Origin of the sequence: Citrobacter sp. 21OH12SH02A-Citro (assembly GCF_027919895.1) — a bacterium.
GTDB lineage: Bacteria > Pseudomonadota > Gammaproteobacteria > Enterobacterales > Enterobacteriaceae > Citrobacter > Citrobacter braakii.
Window position 1 is genome coordinate 1,898,931 of the sequence record NZ_CP114801.1, and the last position, 16,951, is coordinate 1,915,881.

16 protein-coding genes and 2 tRNA genes are annotated in these 16,951 nt (G+C 52.5%); 11 read left to right on the forward strand and 7 right to left on the reverse strand.

Translation table 11 applies throughout. From position 1 onward, the window contains the following. The 6 genes from O6D90_RS09010 (at window position 1) to ldtA (ending at window position 5,759) form a co-directional block, all read left to right on the forward strand. On the forward strand, window positions 1-816 hold the full coding sequence (locus tag O6D90_RS09010; protein WP_016153514.1) for an energy-coupling factor ABC transporter ATP-binding protein: 816 nt from the start codon (window positions 1-3) through the stop codon (window positions 814-816). Then, a complete protein-coding gene (locus O6D90_RS09015; protein WP_016156860.1) occupies window positions 813-2,333 on the forward strand; it encodes a cobyric acid synthase in 1,521 nt (506 codons plus the stop codon). Before O6D90_RS09010 ends, O6D90_RS09015 begins: the two co-directional genes overlap by 4 nt. Then, window positions 2,330-2,875, forward strand: coding sequence for a bifunctional adenosylcobinamide kinase/adenosylcobinamide-phosphate guanylyltransferase (gene cobU, locus O6D90_RS09020; protein ID WP_016156859.1), 546 nt, complete (start codon window positions 2,330-2,332; stop codon window positions 2,873-2,875). Before O6D90_RS09015 ends, cobU begins: the two co-directional genes overlap by 4 nt. After that, a complete protein-coding gene (cobS, locus tag O6D90_RS09025) occupies window positions 2,872-3,615 on the forward strand; it encodes an adenosylcobinamide-GDP ribazoletransferase (protein ID WP_016156858.1) in 744 nt (247 codons plus the stop codon). Before cobU ends, cobS begins: the two co-directional genes overlap by 4 nt. Before the next feature lie 24 nt (window positions 3,616-3,639). Next, on the forward strand, window positions 3,640-4,704 hold the full coding sequence (gene cobT, locus O6D90_RS09030; protein WP_016156857.1) for a nicotinate-nucleotide--dimethylbenzimidazole phosphoribosyltransferase: 1,065 nt from the start codon (window positions 3,640-3,642) through the stop codon (window positions 4,702-4,704). 125 nt (window positions 4,705-4,829) lie between these two features. Continuing rightward, window positions 4,830-5,759, forward strand: a complete 930-nt coding sequence (gene ldtA, locus O6D90_RS09035; RefSeq protein ID WP_016153509.1) for a L,D-transpeptidase — start codon at window positions 4,830-4,832, stop codon at window positions 5,757-5,759. 23 nt (window positions 5,760-5,782) lie between these two features. Here the strand turns inward: ldtA and O6D90_RS09040 are convergent, their stop codons facing one another. From O6D90_RS09040 to mtfA, 5 genes are all read right to left on the reverse strand, one after another. Then, a complete protein-coding gene (locus O6D90_RS09040; RefSeq protein WP_016156856.1) occupies window positions 5,783-6,466 on the reverse strand; it encodes an ABC transporter ATP-binding protein in 684 nt (227 codons plus the stop codon). 10 nt (window positions 6,467-6,476) lie between these two features. Continuing rightward, a complete protein-coding gene (locus tag O6D90_RS09045; protein WP_088583043.1) occupies window positions 6,477-8,165 on the reverse strand; it encodes an ABC transporter permease in 1,689 nt (562 codons plus the stop codon). Further along, the gene (locus tag O6D90_RS09050; protein ID WP_016156854.1) at window positions 8,149-9,186 is read right to left on the reverse strand and encodes an extracellular solute-binding protein; all 1,038 of its coding nucleotides are present in this window, start codon (window positions 9,184-9,186) and stop codon (window positions 8,149-8,151) included. Before O6D90_RS09050 ends, O6D90_RS09045 begins: the two co-directional genes overlap by 17 nt. A gap of 262 nt (window positions 9,187-9,448) precedes the next feature. Continuing rightward, a tRNA-Asn gene (locus O6D90_RS09055) sits at window positions 9,449-9,524 on the reverse strand. 99 nt (window positions 9,525-9,623) lie between these two features. Next, window positions 9,624-10,421 (reverse strand): DgsA anti-repressor MtfA, encoded by a 798-nt coding sequence (gene mtfA, locus O6D90_RS09060; RefSeq protein ID WP_016156853.1) that lies wholly within the window; start codon window positions 10,419-10,421, stop codon window positions 9,624-9,626. A gap of 93 nt (window positions 10,422-10,514) precedes the next feature. Between mtfA and O6D90_RS09065 the strand changes: the two genes are divergently transcribed. Beyond that, a tRNA-Ser gene (locus O6D90_RS09065) sits at window positions 10,515-10,604 on the forward strand. A 161-nt stretch (window positions 10,605-10,765) separates the two neighbouring features. On the opposite strand, the gene O6D90_RS09070 is transcribed toward O6D90_RS09065, so the two are convergent. Beyond that, window positions 10,766-11,827 (reverse strand): porin, encoded by a 1,062-nt coding sequence (locus O6D90_RS09070; protein WP_016156852.1) that lies wholly within the window; start codon window positions 11,825-11,827, stop codon window positions 10,766-10,768. 442 nt (window positions 11,828-12,269) lie between these two features. Between O6D90_RS09070 and O6D90_RS09075 the strand changes: the two genes are divergently transcribed. The 3 genes from O6D90_RS09075 (at window position 12,270) to O6D90_RS09085 (ending at window position 14,917) form a co-directional block, all read left to right on the forward strand. Then, window positions 12,270-12,962: a phosphohydrolase gene (locus tag O6D90_RS09075; RefSeq protein ID WP_016156851.1), complete on the forward strand. Its 693-nt coding sequence runs from the start codon at window positions 12,270-12,272 to the stop codon at window positions 12,960-12,962. 76 nt (window positions 12,963-13,038) lie between these two features. Then, window positions 13,039-14,469, forward strand: coding sequence for a DNA cytosine methyltransferase (locus O6D90_RS09080; protein WP_032931639.1), 1,431 nt, complete (start codon window positions 13,039-13,041; stop codon window positions 14,467-14,469). Beyond that, window positions 14,450-14,917 carry a very short patch repair endonuclease gene (locus tag O6D90_RS09085; protein WP_016156849.1) on the forward strand — a complete coding sequence of 156 codons (468 nt, stop codon included), beginning with the start codon at window positions 14,450-14,452 and terminating at the stop codon, window positions 14,915-14,917. Before O6D90_RS09080 ends, O6D90_RS09085 begins: the two co-directional genes overlap by 20 nt. Here O6D90_RS09085 and yedA read toward each other — a convergent pair. Then, entirely contained in the window at window positions 14,909-15,829 is a 921-nt protein-coding gene (gene yedA / locus O6D90_RS09090) for a drug/metabolite exporter YedA (protein ID WP_016156848.1), read from the reverse strand. The two genes, O6D90_RS09085 and yedA, sit on opposite strands and share 9 nt — an antisense overlap. A 178-nt stretch (window positions 15,830-16,007) precedes the next feature. Here yedA and O6D90_RS09095 point away from each other — a divergent pair, with 178 nt between their 5' ends. Next, entirely contained in the window at window positions 16,008-16,919 is a 912-nt protein-coding gene (locus O6D90_RS09095; RefSeq protein ID WP_016156847.1) for a DUF808 domain-containing protein, read from the forward strand. Window positions 16,920-16,951 lie beyond the last annotated feature (32 nt).

Below are 16,951 nucleotides of genomic sequence, written 5' to 3' on the forward strand. Positions count from 1 at the left end.
ATGCTTGCCACTTCAGCGCTTTGGTTTCGCTATCAGGATGACCCAATCCTCAAAGGGCTAACGCTGGACTTTTCAACGCATGCCGTCACCGGGCTGGTCGGTGCTAATGGCTGCGGGAAATCCACGCTGTTTATGAACCTGAGTGGTTTACTGCGCCCGCAGGAAGGCGCGGTGATGTGGCAAGGCAAACCGCTGGATTACAGCAAGCGCGGCCTGCTGGCGCTGCGTCAGCAGGTGGCAACCGTATTTCAGGATCCCGACCAGCAAATTTTTTATACCGATATCGACAGCGATATTGCCTTCAGCCTGCGCAACCTTGGGGTGGATGAGACTGAAATCTCCCGCCGGGTGGATGATGCGCTCACGCTGGTTGATGCCCAGCATTTTCGCCATCAGCCAATTCAGTGTTTAAGCCACGGGCAAAAAAAACGTGTGGCGATTGCCGGGGCGTTGGTGTTGCAGGCGCAGTATTTGCTACTGGATGAGCCTACTGCGGGCCTTGACCCATCAGGTCGCACGCAGATGATTGAGATAATCAAACGCATCGTAGCGCAAGGAAACCACGTGGTTATCTCCAGCCATGATATCGATCTTATCTATGAAGTCAGCGATGCAGTGTACGTTTTACGCCGGGGTGAAGTGCTAACGCACGGCTCGCCGGGTGATGTGTTTGCCCGGACGGATCTTATTGAACAAGCGGGATTAACTCAGCCCTGGCTGGTGAAGCTGCATACCGAGCTGGGCTTCCCGCTGTGTAAAACAGAGGCTGAATTTTTTAGCTGTATGCGAGAGAACGCACTGAAGGAGGCGTCATGACGCAGGCAATAATGTTGCAGGGAACGGCATCTGATGTAGGTAAAAGCGTGTTGGTCGCCGGTCTGTGTCGAATTTTTTATCAGGATGGACTGCGTACCGCACCGTTCAAATCGCAGAACATGGCGCTGAACTCTGGCATTACGCCAGAGGGCAAAGAGATGGGCCGCGCGCAAATTTTTCAGGCTGAGGCCGCCGGTATTACGCCAGATGTGCGTATGAATCCGGTGCTGCTTAAGCCGACCAGCGATCGTAAAGCGCAGGTTGTGCTGATGGGCAAAGTGGCAACCGATATGGATGCGGTGAGCTACCACGAGTACAAACCGAAACTACGGGATCAAATCCTGTCTGTTTATAACAGTCTGGCGCAGGAGTTCGATGTGCTGGTACTGGAAGGGGCGGGAAGCCCGGCTGAGATTAACCTGCGCGATCGCGATATCGTCAATATGGGGATGGCAGAAATGGCACAGTGCCCTGTCGTTCTGGTAGCGGATATCGACCGCGGCGGGGTGTTTGCCTCCATTTACGGCACGCTGGCGCTACTGCACGACCATGAACGCGCCAGGGTAAAAGGGGTGATCATCAATAAATTTCGCGGTGATGTGGCGTTGCTGTATTCCGGGATTGAGCAAATTGAAGCGCTGACCGGCGTTCCGGTCCTGGGCGTCATGCCATGGCTGGACGTTGATCTGGAAGATGAAGATGGCGTTGCGCTGCAAAAGGGCAAATATTTGCGCACAGACAAACGCGACATCGATATCGCCGTTGTTCAGATACCACACATTTCTAACTTTACTGATTTCAATGCGCTTGCCGCACAGCCGGATGTGCGCGTGCGCTATGTTCGCCAGCCTGAAGAGTTGGCGGGGGCCGATCTGGTGATTCTGCCCGGCAGCAAAAACACCCTGGGCGATCTGGTGTGGCTGCGTGAAAGCGGGATGGCGCATGGCGTGGTGCAATTACATCGTAATCACGTACCCGTGGTGGGGATTTGCGGTGGCTATCAAATGCTCGGCGAAACCATCATTGATGAAGTTGAGTCAGGACTCGGTACGTTGCCGGGGCTGGGCTTGCTCAATACCGTAACGCATTTTGCCCAGCACAAAACCACGACCCTGGTTGAGGGGCAAATGTCCTCCTCGCTGCCGGACTGGCTGGCGGGTACCGCGGGATTATCCGTTCGCGGTTATGAAATTCATATGGGTGAAACGGCATTAACCGAGGAATGCCGGTCGGTGATGACGCTGCGTAAAGACGGCGGTAACGTGGCTGATGGCGCGGTCACTGCCGATGGCCTGACGTTCGGCACCTATCTTCACGGTCTGTTCGACAGCGATGAATTTACCCGTGCGCTGGTTAATGGCCTGCGAGAACGTAAAGGGTTAGCGCCGCTGGATTCCACCTTCCATTACGCGCAATATAAATCGCAGCAGTTTGATCTGCTGGCGGATGCGATGCGGCAACACATCGATATTGAGAAAATTTATACCATCATGCAGCAACACCGGGAGCCAGTATGATGATTCTGGTGACTGGCGGCGCACGAAGCGGCAAGAGTCGGCATGCGGAAGCGCTGATCGCAGATTCTCCAAACGTTTTGTATATCGCGACTTCGCAGATTTTTGATGAGGAGATGGCTGCGCGAATTCAGCATCATCGTGACGGACGTCCTGCGCACTGGCGGACAGCCGAACGCTGGCAACATCTCGATGAACTGATTACGGCAGCAAACGATCCACAAGAAGCCATTCTGCTGGAGTGCATCACCACGATGGTGACCAACCTGCTGTTTGCGCTGGGCGGTGATAGCGACCCGGATAGCTGGGATTACGCGGCGATGGAGCAATCTATTGAGGATGAAATTCGTTCGCTGATTGCGGCCTGTCAGCGCTGTCCGGCGAAGGTTGTGCTGGTCACTAACGAAGTCGGAATGGGGATTGTTCCGGAGAACCGTCTGGCACGGCATTTTCGCGATATTGCAGGACGCGTGAACCAGCGACTGGCGGCGGCGGCTGATGAGGTCTGGCTGGTGGTATCAGGAATTGGAGTCAAAATTAAATGAGTAAGTTGTTCTGGGCAATGCTCTCTTTTATTAGTCGCTTGCCCGTTCCTGCTCGCTGGTCGCAAGGACTGGATTTCGAGCACTATTCGCGTGGCATTGTGATGTTCCCGCTAATTGGCGTGGTGCTGGGAGGGCTGACGGGGCTGGTCTTTATGGCGCTGCAGCCCTGGTGTGGGGTGCCATTGGCGGCCCTGTTTGCAGTCCTCACGCTGGCGTTATTGACCGGGGGATTTCATCTCGACGGTCTGGCGGATACCTGTGACGGTATTTTTTCGGCCCGTCGACGCGAGCGGATGCTGGAAATCATGCGTGACAGCCGCCTGGGGACTCACGGTGGACTGGCGTTAATTTTCGTGTTGCTGGCAAAAGTGCTGGTGGTGAGTGAACTGGCTTTGCGGGGCACGCCGATGCTGGCGGCGCTTGCAGCCGCTTGTGTCGCCGGGCGGGGTACCGCTGTTTTGCTGATGTATCGACATCGCTACGCCCGCGAAGAAGGGCTGGGCAACGTTTTTATCGGTAAAGTCACCGGGCGTCAAACCTGCATCACGTTGGGATTCGCGGCGATCCTGGCTGCCGTGCTTCTTCCTGGCATGCGCGGCGTGGCGGCGCTGGTTGTTACGATGGTGGCGATTTTTATTCTTGGGCAGTTATTAAAACGCACGTTGGGTGGGCAAACCGGCGATACGCTGGGCGCTGCCATTGAACTTGGCGAGTTGATTTTCCTGCTGGCTCTGCTCTGAGTCAGCCAACATACTGGAACCCTTATGCAGACTTTAACCTCTTTACTCCACGCAATCCCTTCACCTGATAGTGCTGCGATGCTGCGTGCACAGCAGCATGTCGATGGCTTGCTTAAACCGCCAGGAAGTCTTGGTCGACTCGAGTCGCTCGCCGTGCAACTGGCCGGAATGCCGGGTCTGAAGGGCGTACCGCATGTGAATGGCAAAGCGATGCTGGTGATGTGCGCCGATCACGGTGTATGGGATGAAGGGGTTGCTGTTTCGCCTAAAATCGTCACGGCTATTCAGGCTGCTAATATGACGCGTGGGACGACAGGCGTTTGTGTGCTTGCCGCTCAGGCGGGGGCAAAGGTACATGTGATTGATGTCGGCATCGATGCTGAGCTTATCCCTGGCGTGGTGAATATGCGCGTGGCGCGCGGCTGCGGCAATATTGCACAAGGCCCGGCAATGAGTCGTTCGCAGGCCGAGGAGCTGCTGCTGGAGGTTATCCGCTATACCCATGAGCTGGCCAAAGATGGCGTAACGCTGTTTGGCGTCGGTGAACTTGGTATGGCAAATACGACACCAGCGGCGGCAATCGTCAGCGTGCTGACCGGCAGCGATGCCGAGGATGTGGTGGGTATCGGCGCTAACCTGCCGCTTTCAAGAGTAGGCAATAAAGTCGATGTTGTGCGGCGAGCAATTGCCGTCAATCAACCGGATCGTAATGACGGTATCGATGTGCTGGCTAAGGTAGGCGGGTTTGATCTGGTCGGCATGGCGGGGGTGATGTTGGGGGCGGCCTCCTGCGGCCTGCCGGTCGTGCTGGACGGTTTTCTCTCTTATTCCGCTGCGCTGGCAGCCTGCCAGATTGCGCCGCAGATTAAACCTTACCTGATCCCGTCACATTTCTCCGCCGAGAAGGGGGCTCGCACCGCGCTGGCGCATCTTGAACTGGAGCCGTATCTCAATATGGGGATGCGTTTGGGCGAAGGCAGCGGGGCCGCGCTGGCGATGCCGATTGTTGAAGCCGCCTGTGCAATGTACAACAACATGGGGCAGCTTGCCGCCAGCAACATTGTGCTTCCGGATGGTAAGGAAGCATAGTTACGTGAGTTCCTGACCCCGCCTTATGGCGGGTTTTTTTATGCGGATTTTAGTCGTAACCCACTAAAACAGATAATAAAAGCTATAATTAACGGATATCTGCTGCGGCGAAGGAAAGGAAAAAGATGCGTCGTGTAAAACTGCTTTGTTCACTCATTATGCTGCTCGTGAGTCAGAGCGCGCAGGCGGTGAGTTATCCGCTCCCGCCTGAAGGCAGTCGCCTGGTGGGGAGCCCTTTGACCATTACGGTACCTTCAGGAAACACTCAGCCGTTGGAAGCTTTTGCCGCGCAGTACGGACAGGGGTTGAGCAATATGCTGGAGGCCAATCCCGGCGTGGATGTTTTTCTGCCTAAGTCTGGCTCGACGCTGGTTGTGCCACAGCAACTGATATTACCGGATACTGTACGCGAGGGGATCGTAATCAACGTCGCAGAAATGCGCCTTTACTATTATCCCGCTGGCAGCAATACGGTTGAGGTTTTACCCATTGGCATTGGCCAGGCGGGTAGAGAAACGCCGCGTAACTGGGTGACGGCGGTAGAACGTAAGCAGGAAGCACCAAGCTGGACGCCTACGCCGAATACCCGGCGCGAATACGCAGCGCGTGGGGAAAGCCTGCCGGCGTTTGTTCCTGCCGGGCCTGATAACCCGATGGGACTGTATGCGATTTATATCGGCAGGCTTTATGCCATTCATGGCACAAATGCGAATTTCGGTATTGGTCTGCGGGTAAGTCAGGGGTGTATCCGTTTGCGTAATGACGACATTAAATATCTGTTTGATACCGTACCGGTAGGGACGCGTGTGCAACTGATAGACCGACCGGTGAAATACAGCGTAGAGCCGGACGGTAGTCGCTGGGTGGAAGTGCATGAACCACTGTCACGAAACCGGTCGGAATACGAGTCTGACAGAAAAGTTCCCTTGCCAGTCACCCCCGCGCTGCGCACCTTCATCAGCGGGAATGACGTGGATATGAGTCGCGGAAATCAGGCACTGGAAAGACGCTCCGGCATGCCGGTGAATATCAGTCTGATTCAGACCCATTACTAATTTTCAAGGCGACCCTGTGATCTTTAGCCTGGGTGGGTCGCTTTTTTAATTTGATACTGTCCCATTTTTACCACGCCAATATGGTCTGCCATTAGCTGCGCCTCGTGTTCGCTGTGTGTAACCAGCAGTGCCGTTTGCCCGGCGGCACGCAAAATATCCCGTACCTCGTTGCCAAGACGCTCACGCGTGCGCTTATCAAGGCTGGAGAAAGGCTCATCGAGCAGCAGGATTTCCGGATGCGGCGCCAGCGCGCGCGCAAGAGCGATACGCTGCTGTTGACCGCCGGACAGTTCATGCGGATAACGGCTGGCATGACTGTGCAACTCCACCATTTTTAACAGCTCCGCCACCCGGACCTGCTGCTGCTCACGCGGCATACGTCGTAACCCAAAGGCCACGTTTTGTTGCGCGGTCAGGTGAGGGAATAACGCATATTCCTGAAAGACCATGCCGACATGCCGTTTTTCCGGCGGCAGATGAACACCGGAACCGGCAACGCGGCGCTGCGACACATAGATATCTCCGCTTCGCAGCCGTTCAAATCCGGCAACTGCGCGTAACACGGTGGTTTTTCCGCAACCTGAAGCGCCCAGTAAACAAGCGATCTCTCCTTTACGTACCGACATTGAAAACCCGCTCAGCACCGATTGCTGGCTGTTGCCGTAGGCAACATGCACATCCTGGAGTCGTAATGCAATTTCTGACATTGTTACTCTCTTAACCACGGCGAGTCATCTGGTGACGCACCAACAAAATAACCGGTAGCGTGCCAGCTAAAACAATCATTAGCGCGGCGATAGCACCTTCTTCATAGGTTCCACGGGCGGCTTCTGCATACAGCAACGTAGCCAGCGTTTCGAAGTTTACCGGGCGCAACAGCAACGTTGTTGGCAGTTCTTTCATGGCATCGGCAAAAACCAGCAGGGCGCTACTCACTAACGCCGGGCGCAGCAATGGGAAATGAACCCGTGCAAATGTGCCCGCACCATTCTCACCCAACAGACGAGAAGCCTGCTCCAGCGAAGGCGGAATGCGGCCCAGGCCGGAATCCAGTGCGCCGATAGCAATCGCCTGGAAACGCATGGCACAACAAATTACCAGCAGGATCCCGGCAGACATCAGCGGCAGGCCGCGAACATCCAGTAAATCTGCCAGCCAGCGGTCGACTGCCATCGCGGGGGTTAAAAAACCAATCGCCAGAATTGTACCGGGAACCGCGTAGCCTAAAGAAGCCAGACGCATCACACCACGGCGAAATCCTGGCATCGCGTTATCTGCGGCGCTATGCCGCGCGCTCCAGGCCACCAACATACTGACGCAAACCACCACCAACGTGGTTCCCGCGGCCAGTGATAACGTATTTTGTAATGCAGCCAGTAACGAGGAGGATATAGGGCTCTCGTCACCTATATGTTTGGCGCTTTCCCAGATTAAAAACAGCACCGGGGCCAGAAAGCCCAGCACAACTGGCAGCGAAATAACGACACCGAGTAGCCAGCCACGCCAGCCTTGCACGCGGGTGGGTTGAATCTCCCGCAGGCTACGGCTGCTGAATCCCTGTTTTCTGCGGCCATAAAATTCCAGCGTCAGAATAAAGAATATAAACATCAGCATCATGCAGGCGATTTGCGCTGCGGCAGATAAATCAGAGCGAGAGATCCACGTGGTGTATACGGTAACTGTTAACGTTTGTACCCCGAGAAATTCCGACGCGCCGATATCGTTAAGCGTCTCCAGCAGCGCCAGACTGATCCCGACGGCCAGTGCCGGGCGTGCCATGGGGAGAGCAACACGAAAAAAGGTCCCGGTTGCGCTGCAACCCAGCGTACGTGCAGCTTCCAACAGATGGGCCGGCTGGCTGATAAACATGGCGCGGGTTGTCAGGTACACGTAAGGATAAAGTACTAATCCGAGCAAGATTATTGCGCCGGAAAGGGAACGTAAATCGGGCAGACGGAACTGTCGCGGGCTGTCAAAGCCCAGTATGAAACGGATAAAGGTTTGCAGGGGGCCAATCGGATGCAGCAGATCGAGCCATGCAAAGGCAACGATGTAGGTCGGCATTGCCAGCGGCAACAGCAGCGCCCAACTGAGAATTTTTCGGCCAGGGAAATCCCATGCCGTTACCGCCCATGCGCTGCCTACGCCAATGACGCCAACCATTATCGCGACACCCGCTAGCAACAGCACGGTGTTTTTGAGCGCTGAAGGCAGTACATATGTCATAAGATTATCCCAGTGGGATAAATCAGCCTGGGTGGCCTGCCAGATCAGCGCAACGATGGGGGTCAGGACGCCAAGCGCGACGCACAACGCGCCAAGATGCAACGGCGTTAATAATGACTGCGGCCCGGAAACCAGGCCGCGTAACGTCGGAAACTGCAGCGATTTATTGATCGAATCCAACTTTATCTACCAGCAGGCTAGCTTGTTTACGATACTTCACGATCTCTGTGAGCGGTGTTTTATCGACCTCGATTTCACCGATTGTGGCGCTAATGACCGGGTCAAGCGTTACGCCTTTCAGTACCGGATATTCGAAGTTCGCTTTCGCATACTGCTGCTGGGCAGGCGCGGAAACCAGATATTCCATCAGCTTAACGGCATCGGCTTTATTTGGCGCATAGCGGGCAACGGCAGCGCCGCTGATGTTGACGTGCGTACCGCCATTTTCAAAGGTTGGTTTAACGACTTTAATGGCATCGCCCCACTGACGAGCATCGCTGCCTTCTTTGGCGTTTTTCATATGGCCGACATAATAGGAGTTGGCCAGACCAATATCACAAATTCCACCGAGGATATCGCGGGCAACATCGCGATCGCCGCCGGTGGCTTTACGCGCCAGGTTAGCCTTGACACCGCGTAGCCATTCTTCGGTTTTAGCTTCACCATGATGGGCAATCATCGCGGCGATCAGCGCCGTGTTGTAGGGGTGCTGACCGGAACGAATACAAACTTTACCTTTGTATTCAGGACTGGCGAGCTGTTCGTAATGCCAGTTATCGATTGGCAGCGACTTCTCGGCATACAGTACGCGGGCGCGCATTGAAAGCGCAAACCACTGATTATCCGCACCGCGCAGATTCGCCGGAATGGCGGCTTTCAGCGCTTCTGACTCTACCGGCTGAGTGACGCCGGCTTCAACTAAATCGATGAGATTTCCGGCATCGACGGTCATCAGCAGGTCGGCAGGGGAGTTTTTGCCTTCCGCCTTAACACGCTCAAGCATACCGTCTTTGATATAGACCGTACTTACTTTGATACCGCTGGTTTTAGTCCAGCTATCAAGTAAAGGCTGGATCAGGCCCGGTTCACGGGTGGTGTAAAGCGTTAACGTTTCCTGAGCGAAAGCCGGCAGGCTGACAGAGAAGAGGAGGGCAGAGGCAAGCGTGATACGGCGCAATCCGGTGCGAGTCAGAGCATTCATCGTTTTTATCCCAGAGTAATTGGAACATACAGTGAACCGAGTCGGGGCTCGTTCTTTTGGCTCGCGTACAATAAATGATAATCACTAGCACTTACAATAATTGCAAAGTTTAAACGATTTACATTTACACAACTTTAATCAACGATGTGATGCGGCATGGAATGGGGAGTTATGGCAGACTGAGCGCTTATAGAGGCAGCTTTTACACAGACGTTAAAAGCAAAAAGCCCGCTTAAGTTTCCTTAAGCGGGCTTCTTAAATTTGGCTCCTCTGACTGGACTCGAACCAGTGACATACGGATTAACAGTCCGCCGTTCTACCGACTGAACTACAGAGGAATCGTGTGAACGAGGCGCATATTACTGACCTCATCATGAGGTGTCAACAGTAAAATTAGCGCGTCATTTCAATTGGTTAATTAATCTTCAAATTCAGTATTAATGCGTGTTTGGTGAGCGATAATCGTCGTCTCCCCGGGTATCGCGTAACCGCTCCATGGGGTTCTGGCGATAAAACTGGATGAAACGCTGCCATAAGGCAGGAAAACGCGGAGCAAATAATTCAGGAGCACTGAAAAAATACTCGGATAGCACGGCAAAGCATTCAGCAGGATCGGTCGCTGCGTAGGCATCTATACTGCACGCAGTTTCACCAACCAGATCGATCTCATCCTGAATATTGTTCATTGCAGCATGCAGGTCGTGTTCCCAACCGGCGATATCGCGCAGGGGAATCGCCGGAGTACCGCTGGCACGATCGCCATTACGCATATCAAGCTTGTGCGCCACTTCATGGATGATCAGATTAAAGCCGGAGGCATCGAAGGAATCCTGAATATCAAGCCAGTTGAGGATTATCGGGCCTTGTTGCCAACTCTGCCCGGACTGTACCACGCGTTGATTATGCACCAGCCCAATATCGTCTTCCCATTCATCGTCTACGACAAATGGGGCAGGGTAGATGAGAACTTCATGAAACCCGTCGAGCCACTCAATCCCCATTTCCAGAACAGGTAAACAGAATAGCAGAGCAATGCGCGCACTTTTTAGCGGGTCCAGCTCAAACCCCTGAAGAGCGACTAATCTTTTTTGTTGTAAAAAGCGCTCGGCCAGGGCAATAAGTCGGGCTTGTTCTTGCTCGGTGAGATTCACCAAAAGGGGAATAGCCAGGGCGTCGTCCCACGGCCAATCGTCACTCCGGGTTGCTTCTTGTTCTTTCCAGGGCCACTTAATCATCGTTTTGCTCGCAAACTCGTCACTTGAACGAAATTGACGGAACTGGGTCTGTTAAAATGCCAAATTACCTGGCATCATGGCAACCGCCAAAACGGAGAGATGCCAGAGCGGCTGAATGGACCGGTCTCGAAAACCGGAGTAGGGGTAACTCTACCGGGGGTTCAAATCCCCCTCTCTCCGCCACTATTCAAGCACTTGCACGCCTTGCTTTCAACGACAGTTCTCATGGATGTCTTTTTCTTTGAGTATCCTCACAAGTTTATCGTTGTAATGCCCGTGTGGTAAAAAATACTCTTCGTTGAACAAAAAAAAGCCCGCAGCGCGGGCTTTTGAGTTTGTGGAGATTAGAACTGGTACACAATACCCATGGCAAACTGATCGTCAATTGCGTTGCCAGTAATTGCGCCGTCTTCTTTATCCAGCAGGTTAAATTTATACGCTGTGTAGACGTTCATATTTTTATTGAAGTAGTACCAGGTGCCGAGTTCGACGTAATTCACGCGGTCAGCGTTAACACCGCCGGCCAGGTCTTTACCCTGCGAGTAAACGTAACCCAGAGATGGACGCAGACCAAAGTCGAACTGATATTGAACGACTGCTTCAACGTTTTGCGTTTTGTTTGCAAAACCCTGAGCGGTTCCGGTTCTGGTCATATTACGCGTTTCGCCATACATCGCTGCCGCATAAATGCTGTTAGCGTCATATTTTGCTGCCAGGGACCAGACTTCAGCGTTGCTGCCATAGCCATCAATGGATTGTTTGTCCGCACGGTCGGATTTACCATACACCGCGACGACACCAAAGCCATCCACGTTATAGTCCACCGACATGCTGTAGCCGTCGCCATTTGCTTTAGTGGCAGCGTGATCGTCATTTTTGCCCTGGTACTGCAGCGCGAAATTAAGACCCTCAACCATGCCGAAGAAGTCTGTGTTGCGGTAGGTCGCCACGCCGTTGGTACGACCGGTCATGAAATTATCCGTCGCAGCCCATGAATCGCCACCCCATTCAACCAGCATATCGGTGTAGGCTGCCGCATCGTAGGCTACGCCATAGTTACGACCGTAATCAAATGAGCCGTAATCCGCATATTTCAGGCCCGCGAAGGCCAGACGGGTTTTTTGCTCCTGAACTCCTTCCGCATTGCTGGCGTCGAGGTTGTGTTCAAACTGACCAAAACCTGTCAACTCGTTGCTGATCTGGGTTTCACCTTTCACCCCAAAACGGGCGTAAGAGGTGTCAGCATTTTCACTGTTACTGCTATCCGTATTCGACCAGATGCGTTCGCCTACCATCTTGCCGTAAAAATCAATTTTATTGCCGTTCTTATTATAAATTTCAGCCGCATTTGCTGCGCTTGCAGCGAATAAGGCAGGGAGAAGCAGTGCCAGTACTTTTCTTTTCATTATGTATTCCCTTTATATAATAATTAAAATGAATATGTAGCGCTATCTGAAAGACTAAATTTGAATACTATCTATGAAGTTCATTTAATTTTAAATATAACATGTAACAAATGTATTTAAGATATTTCAAAATATTTCATTGTTGCTTTTGTATAATTAAGATTGCATGGCGTTTGAATTAATATTATCCACATAAATGTATTTTTTATCATATAGTTATGATTTCTTTTATTCTATCTTGTTAAATGTATATTATTGATATTTGTTATTTATTTTGCATGCGGGATTATAATTGATCTGCTTGTTTTGAATAATGGATTTATATATCAATTATAGTGATACTTATTGAGTGAATAATATGTATTGATGATAAAAAGCGTCGACGGTAGTCTGACATAAGAATTGTTGCTAAGGTGGTTTTCTTTCTGCGAAGAGCGAGAGTATGGAACTACAGTACTGGCAGTCGAAATTTGAAGCCTGGTTACGTGACAATCATTCCGGGCACGACGCTGCCCATGACATCTTTCATTTTCGTCGCGTCTGGATGACATCACAAAAGTTGAGCATGGATGTGACCGTAGACTGGCTGGTGGTGCTGGCGGCGTGCTACTTTCACGATCTCGTCAGTTTGCCGAAGAACCATCCCGATCGTCATCGTTCGTCGGTACTGGCAGCCCAGGAAACGCGTCGCGTTTTGATGCGCGATTTCCCTGATTTTCCACAACAACGATTACCTGCCGTGTGCCATGCTATTGAGGCGCACAGTTTCAGCGCCAAAATCGTACCAGAAACCCTTGAAGCCAAAATCGTGCAGGATGCTGACCGGCTTGAGGCGTTGGGGGCAATTGGTTTAGCACGGGTATTTGCCGTGTCCGGCGCGTTAGGCGTGGCGCTGTTTGATGCGGAAGATCCGTTTGCCCGACAGCGTAGCCTTGATGATAAACAGTACGCACTCGATCACTTCCAGACCAAATTGTTGACGCTGCCGCTGACGATGCAAACTGAACACGGTCGGCATTTGGCGCAACATAATGCTGACTTCTTACTGACGTACATGGCGAAGCTGAGTGCGGAGTTAAAAGGAGAATATGAAATGCTGGATCTTGACGCGATTCAACCCTTTAAGTTGCGTTAGTCGCCAGTACAGCCGCAACGTCAACCGCGCTAAATTATGTTAACCTGTCAGCTATCCATTTCGGCCGGTTAAATGTATGCAGGATAATTTTTCAGTAGCAGGTTCCATGAACCCGATGACAGATGATAACGAGGCCGCCGCACAGGTGATTTTGGCTAAGTTGCTTGAAATATATGACGTGAAAACGCTGGTTGCTCATCTGAATGGTGTTGGCGAGAACCGCTGGAGTCCGGCCATCTTCAAGCGAGTGGTTGCCAATGAAACGTGGCATCGCCTCAGCGACGGTGAGTTGGCTCATCTGAACGACTTGCTGCCGAGGCCGCCTGCGCATCATCCACATTATGCTTTTCGCTTTATCGATCTTTTTGCCGGTATTGGCGGCATTCGTCGCGGCTTTGAGGCGATTGGCGGGCAGTGCGTGTTTACCAGTGAGTGGAACAAGCATGCGGTGCGCACCTACAAAGCGAATCACTACTGTGATCCTCACCAGCACCATTTTAATGAAGATATTCGCGATATCACCCTCAGTCATCATGATGGGGTGAGCGACCAGCAGGCGGCGGAACATATCCGCCAGCATGTTCCGCAGCATGACGTGCTGCTGGCGGGATTTCCTTGTCAGCCATTCTCTCTGGCCGGTGTATCAAAGAAAAACGCGTTAGGGCGGGCTCATGGCTTCGCCTGCGATACGCAAGGCACACTTTTTTTTGACGTGGTGCGCATCATCAATGCGCGTCGGCCGGCAATATTTGTGCTCGAAAACGTCAAAAACCTGAAGAGTCACGATCAGGGGAAAACGTTCCGCATCATTATGCAAACGCTGGATGAGCTGGGTTATGACGTGGCTGATGCACACGATAACGGGCCGGACGATCCGAAAATTATCGATGGGCAACATTTTTTGCCCCAGCATCGCGAACGTATTGTGCTCGTCGGCTTTCGCCGCGATCTGAATCTGAAATCAGACTTCACGCTGCGCGATATTGTCTCCCGCTATCCTCAGCGGCGTACGACGCTGGCGGAGCTACTTGAGCCGACCGTCGACGCAAAATATGTGCTCACGCCAGTGCTGTGGAAATATCTGTATCGCTATGCGAAAAAGCATCAGGCACGGGGCAATGGATTTGGCTATGGCATGGTGTATCCCGGCAATCCCGATTGCGTAACGCGCACATTATCGGCGCGTTACTATAAAGATGGGGCGGAGATCTTGATCGACCGCGGTTGGGATATGGCGCTGGGTGAAAAGGATTTTGATGATCCGCACAATCAGCGATACCGTCCGCGCAGGCTGACGCCCAGAGAGTGCGCGCGCCTGATGGGATTTGAATCACCTCAGGGCTATCAGTTCAGGATCCCGGTGTCGGACACACAGGCTTATCGTCAGTTTGGTAATTCGGTGGTCGTCCCGGCATTTGCGGCGGTTGCCAGACTGCTGGAGCCAAAAATCAAACAGGCGGTTGCTATTCGCGAGAAAGAGAAACTGCATGGCAGACGTTCACGATAAAGCGACGCGCAGTAAAAATATGCGGGCGATAGCAACCCGCGATACCGCAATTGAAAAACGCCTTGCCAGCGTACTGGCAGAGCAGGGGGTAACGTTTCGCGTGCAGGATGCGACGTTACCCGGTCGTCCCGATTTCGTGGTGGATGATTATCGTTGTGTGATTTTTACCCACGGCTGTTTCTGGCATCATCACAACTGCTATCTATTCAAAGTCCCCGCCACACGAACAGCGTTCTGGCTGGAAAAAATAGGCAAAAATGTCCAGCGTGAGGCGCGGGATTGTGAAAAATTGCAGGCTTTGGGCTGGCGCGTACTGATTGTCTGGGAGTGCGCCCTGCGTGGGCGCGAAAAGCTGGGGGATGACGCGTTGTCCGAACGCGTCATCGAGTGGATCTGCGGCGGTGGCGACAGTGCGCAGATCGACACCCTCGGTATCCATTTACTGTAACGTCTTTTCCGACGGGGTCGCAACGGCGTCCGCTTTAATGGGAAATAAGTATTTACCGAGTGTGACCAGTACCACCGCAAATACAATCACGCCAAGCGCCAGCCATTCGATGGGCGCCAGACTTTCTCCTCCCAGGCCGGTACCTAACAGTACGGCGACAACCGGATTAACGTAGGCATAGCTAGTGGCTAATGCCGGGCTGACGTTGCGGATCAAGTACATATACGCGTTGATGGCAATAATAGAACCAAACACGGCCAGATAGGCGACCGCCATAAAGCCTGAAAACGTCGGCATAGTGGTCAACTTTTCCCCGGAAATCAGCGAGGCGCACATCAGCACAATACCGGCGGCTAACATTTCAATGGCTCCGGCCATCATGCCAACGGGTAACGTTATGCGCGAGCCGTACACTGAGCCAAACGCCCAGCTTATCGAACCTATCAGGATTAAAATTGCTCCCCATGGATTACCACTCAAATTACCACCGCTGTTCAGCATGATGATCCCTGCGAGTCCAATTGCGATCCCCATCCATTCAAGTTTGCGTGTTTTGATGCCAAAAAAGTGGCTAAAACACAGCGTAAACAGCGGGACGGTAGCGACCACTACGGCGGCAATACCGGAAGGGACGTTTTGATGTTCTGCGACGGTGACCAGTCCGTTACCGACAGCCAGCAGCAGGATACCAATTAACGCGGCGTTCAAGAGCACGCGCAGAGGCGGCAGCTTATGTCCGCGGATAAGTAAGAATGCTGTTAATAAAATCCCCGCAGAGAGAAAACGAACGCCAGCCATCATCAACGGTGGCCAGCTTTCAACGCCAATGCGAATAACGAAGTACGTGGAACCCCAAATGATGTACAGCGCGAAAAGCGCACTGAAAAGCGGTAGCAATTGCCTGAAACGCATAATCCCTCACGGTGGAAATAAAAAGGTGCAACATAGTAAACGTCAAAACTATCTTGCTGGCGAGATTTATAATTACGTGCTGATGTTAAAAATTTGTTGACCAGAAAGGTCAGTTTCAGCATTGCGTGTTTTACTTCATACTTATGACTGCAAAAAAATAATATTGAGGGTAAAAATTTTGGCAGGAAGTAGCTTATTGACCTTACTCGATGATATCGCCACCTTGCTGGATGATATCTCTGTCATGGGAAAACTGGCCGCGAAAAAAACCGCGGGTGTGCTGGGCGATGATCTGTCGCTTAACGCGCAGCAGGTGTCGGGTGTGCGGGCGAACCGCGAACTCCCGGTGGTCTGGAGCGTCGCGAAAGGATCGTTTGTTAACAAAGTTATCCTTGTGCCGTTGGCGCTATTGATAAGCGCCTTCATTCCCTGGGCGATCACCCCCTTATTAATGGTAGGCGGGGCGTTCCTCTGTTTTGAAGGTGTAGAAAAAGTTCTCCATACCCTGGAAGCGCGTAAGCACAAAGAAACCCCGGAAGAGCGTCAGCAGCGTCTGACATCATTGGCAGCGCAAGATCCACTCACCTTTGAGAAAGACAAAATTAAAGGGGCGATACGTACCGACTTTATTTTATCTGCTGAGATTGTCGCGATTACGCTGGGGATCGTAGCGGATGCGCCATTGTTGAATCAGGTGTTGGTGTTATCAGGCATCGCGTTAGTGGTGACTGTGGGCGTCTACGGCCTGGTCGGGATTATCGTTAAGCTCGATGATATCGGATACTGGTTGGCAGAAAAGCGCAGTACGCTGGCCCAGTCGCTGGGTAAAGGGTTGCTGGTAGTTGCTCCCTGGCTTATGAAAACACTTTCCGTGGTCGGCACGCTGGCGATGTTTTTGGTTGGCGGCGGAATTGTGGTGCACGGAATAACACCGCTGCATCATGCGATTGAACATTTTGCCCAACAGCAAAGTGCATTGATTGCGCTGATGCTTCCGACCCTGCTGAATCTGGTGCTCGGATTTATCATTGGCGCAATAGTGGTGCTGCTGGTGAAAGGTGTCGCCAGAGTGCGCGGAGTTTCGCACTAATTGTCGCAGGGTTGATTACGCAAAACCCTTCT

Excerpts from the sequence above, each read along its gene's own strand:
- yedA (WP_016156848.1), bottom strand. The coding sequence starts at position 15,829 with ATGCGTTTCAGGCAATTGCTACCGCTTTTCAGTGCGCTTTTCGCGCTG.
- O6D90_RS09075 (WP_016156851.1), top strand. The coding sequence starts at position 12,270 with ATGGAACTACAGTACTGGCAGTCGAAATTTGAAGCCTGGTTACGTGAC.
- O6D90_RS09010 (WP_016153514.1), top strand. The coding sequence starts at position 1 with ATGCTTGCCACTTCAGCGCTTTGGTTTCGCTATCAGGATGACCCAATC.
- ldtA (WP_016153509.1), top strand. The coding sequence starts at position 4,830 with ATGCGTCGTGTAAAACTGCTTTGTTCACTCATTATGCTGCTCGTGAGT.
- O6D90_RS09080 (WP_032931639.1), top strand. The coding sequence starts at position 13,039 with ATGCAGGATAATTTTTCAGTAGCAGGTTCCATGAACCCGATGACAGAT.
- mtfA (WP_016156853.1), bottom strand. The coding sequence starts at position 10,421 with ATGATTAAGTGGCCCTGGAAAGAACAAGAAGCAACCCGGAGTGACGAT.
- O6D90_RS09040 (WP_016156856.1), bottom strand. The coding sequence starts at position 6,466 with ATGTCAGAAATTGCATTACGACTCCAGGATGTGCATGTTGCCTACGGC.
- O6D90_RS09085 (WP_016156849.1), top strand. The coding sequence starts at position 14,450 with ATGGCAGACGTTCACGATAAAGCGACGCGCAGTAAAAATATGCGGGCG.
- O6D90_RS09050 (WP_016156854.1), bottom strand. The coding sequence starts at position 9,186 with ATGAATGCTCTGACTCGCACCGGATTGCGCCGTATCACGCTTGCCTCT.
- cobT (WP_016156857.1), top strand. The coding sequence starts at position 3,640 with ATGCAGACTTTAACCTCTTTACTCCACGCAATCCCTTCACCTGATAGT.
- O6D90_RS09015 (WP_016156860.1), top strand. The coding sequence starts at position 813 with ATGACGCAGGCAATAATGTTGCAGGGAACGGCATCTGATGTAGGTAAA.
- O6D90_RS09070 (WP_016156852.1), bottom strand. The coding sequence starts at position 11,827 with ATGAAAAGAAAAGTACTGGCACTGCTTCTCCCTGCCTTATTCGCTGCA.
- cobS (WP_016156858.1), top strand. The coding sequence starts at position 2,872 with ATGAGTAAGTTGTTCTGGGCAATGCTCTCTTTTATTAGTCGCTTGCCC.
- cobU (WP_016156859.1), top strand. The coding sequence starts at position 2,330 with ATGATGATTCTGGTGACTGGCGGCGCACGAAGCGGCAAGAGTCGGCAT.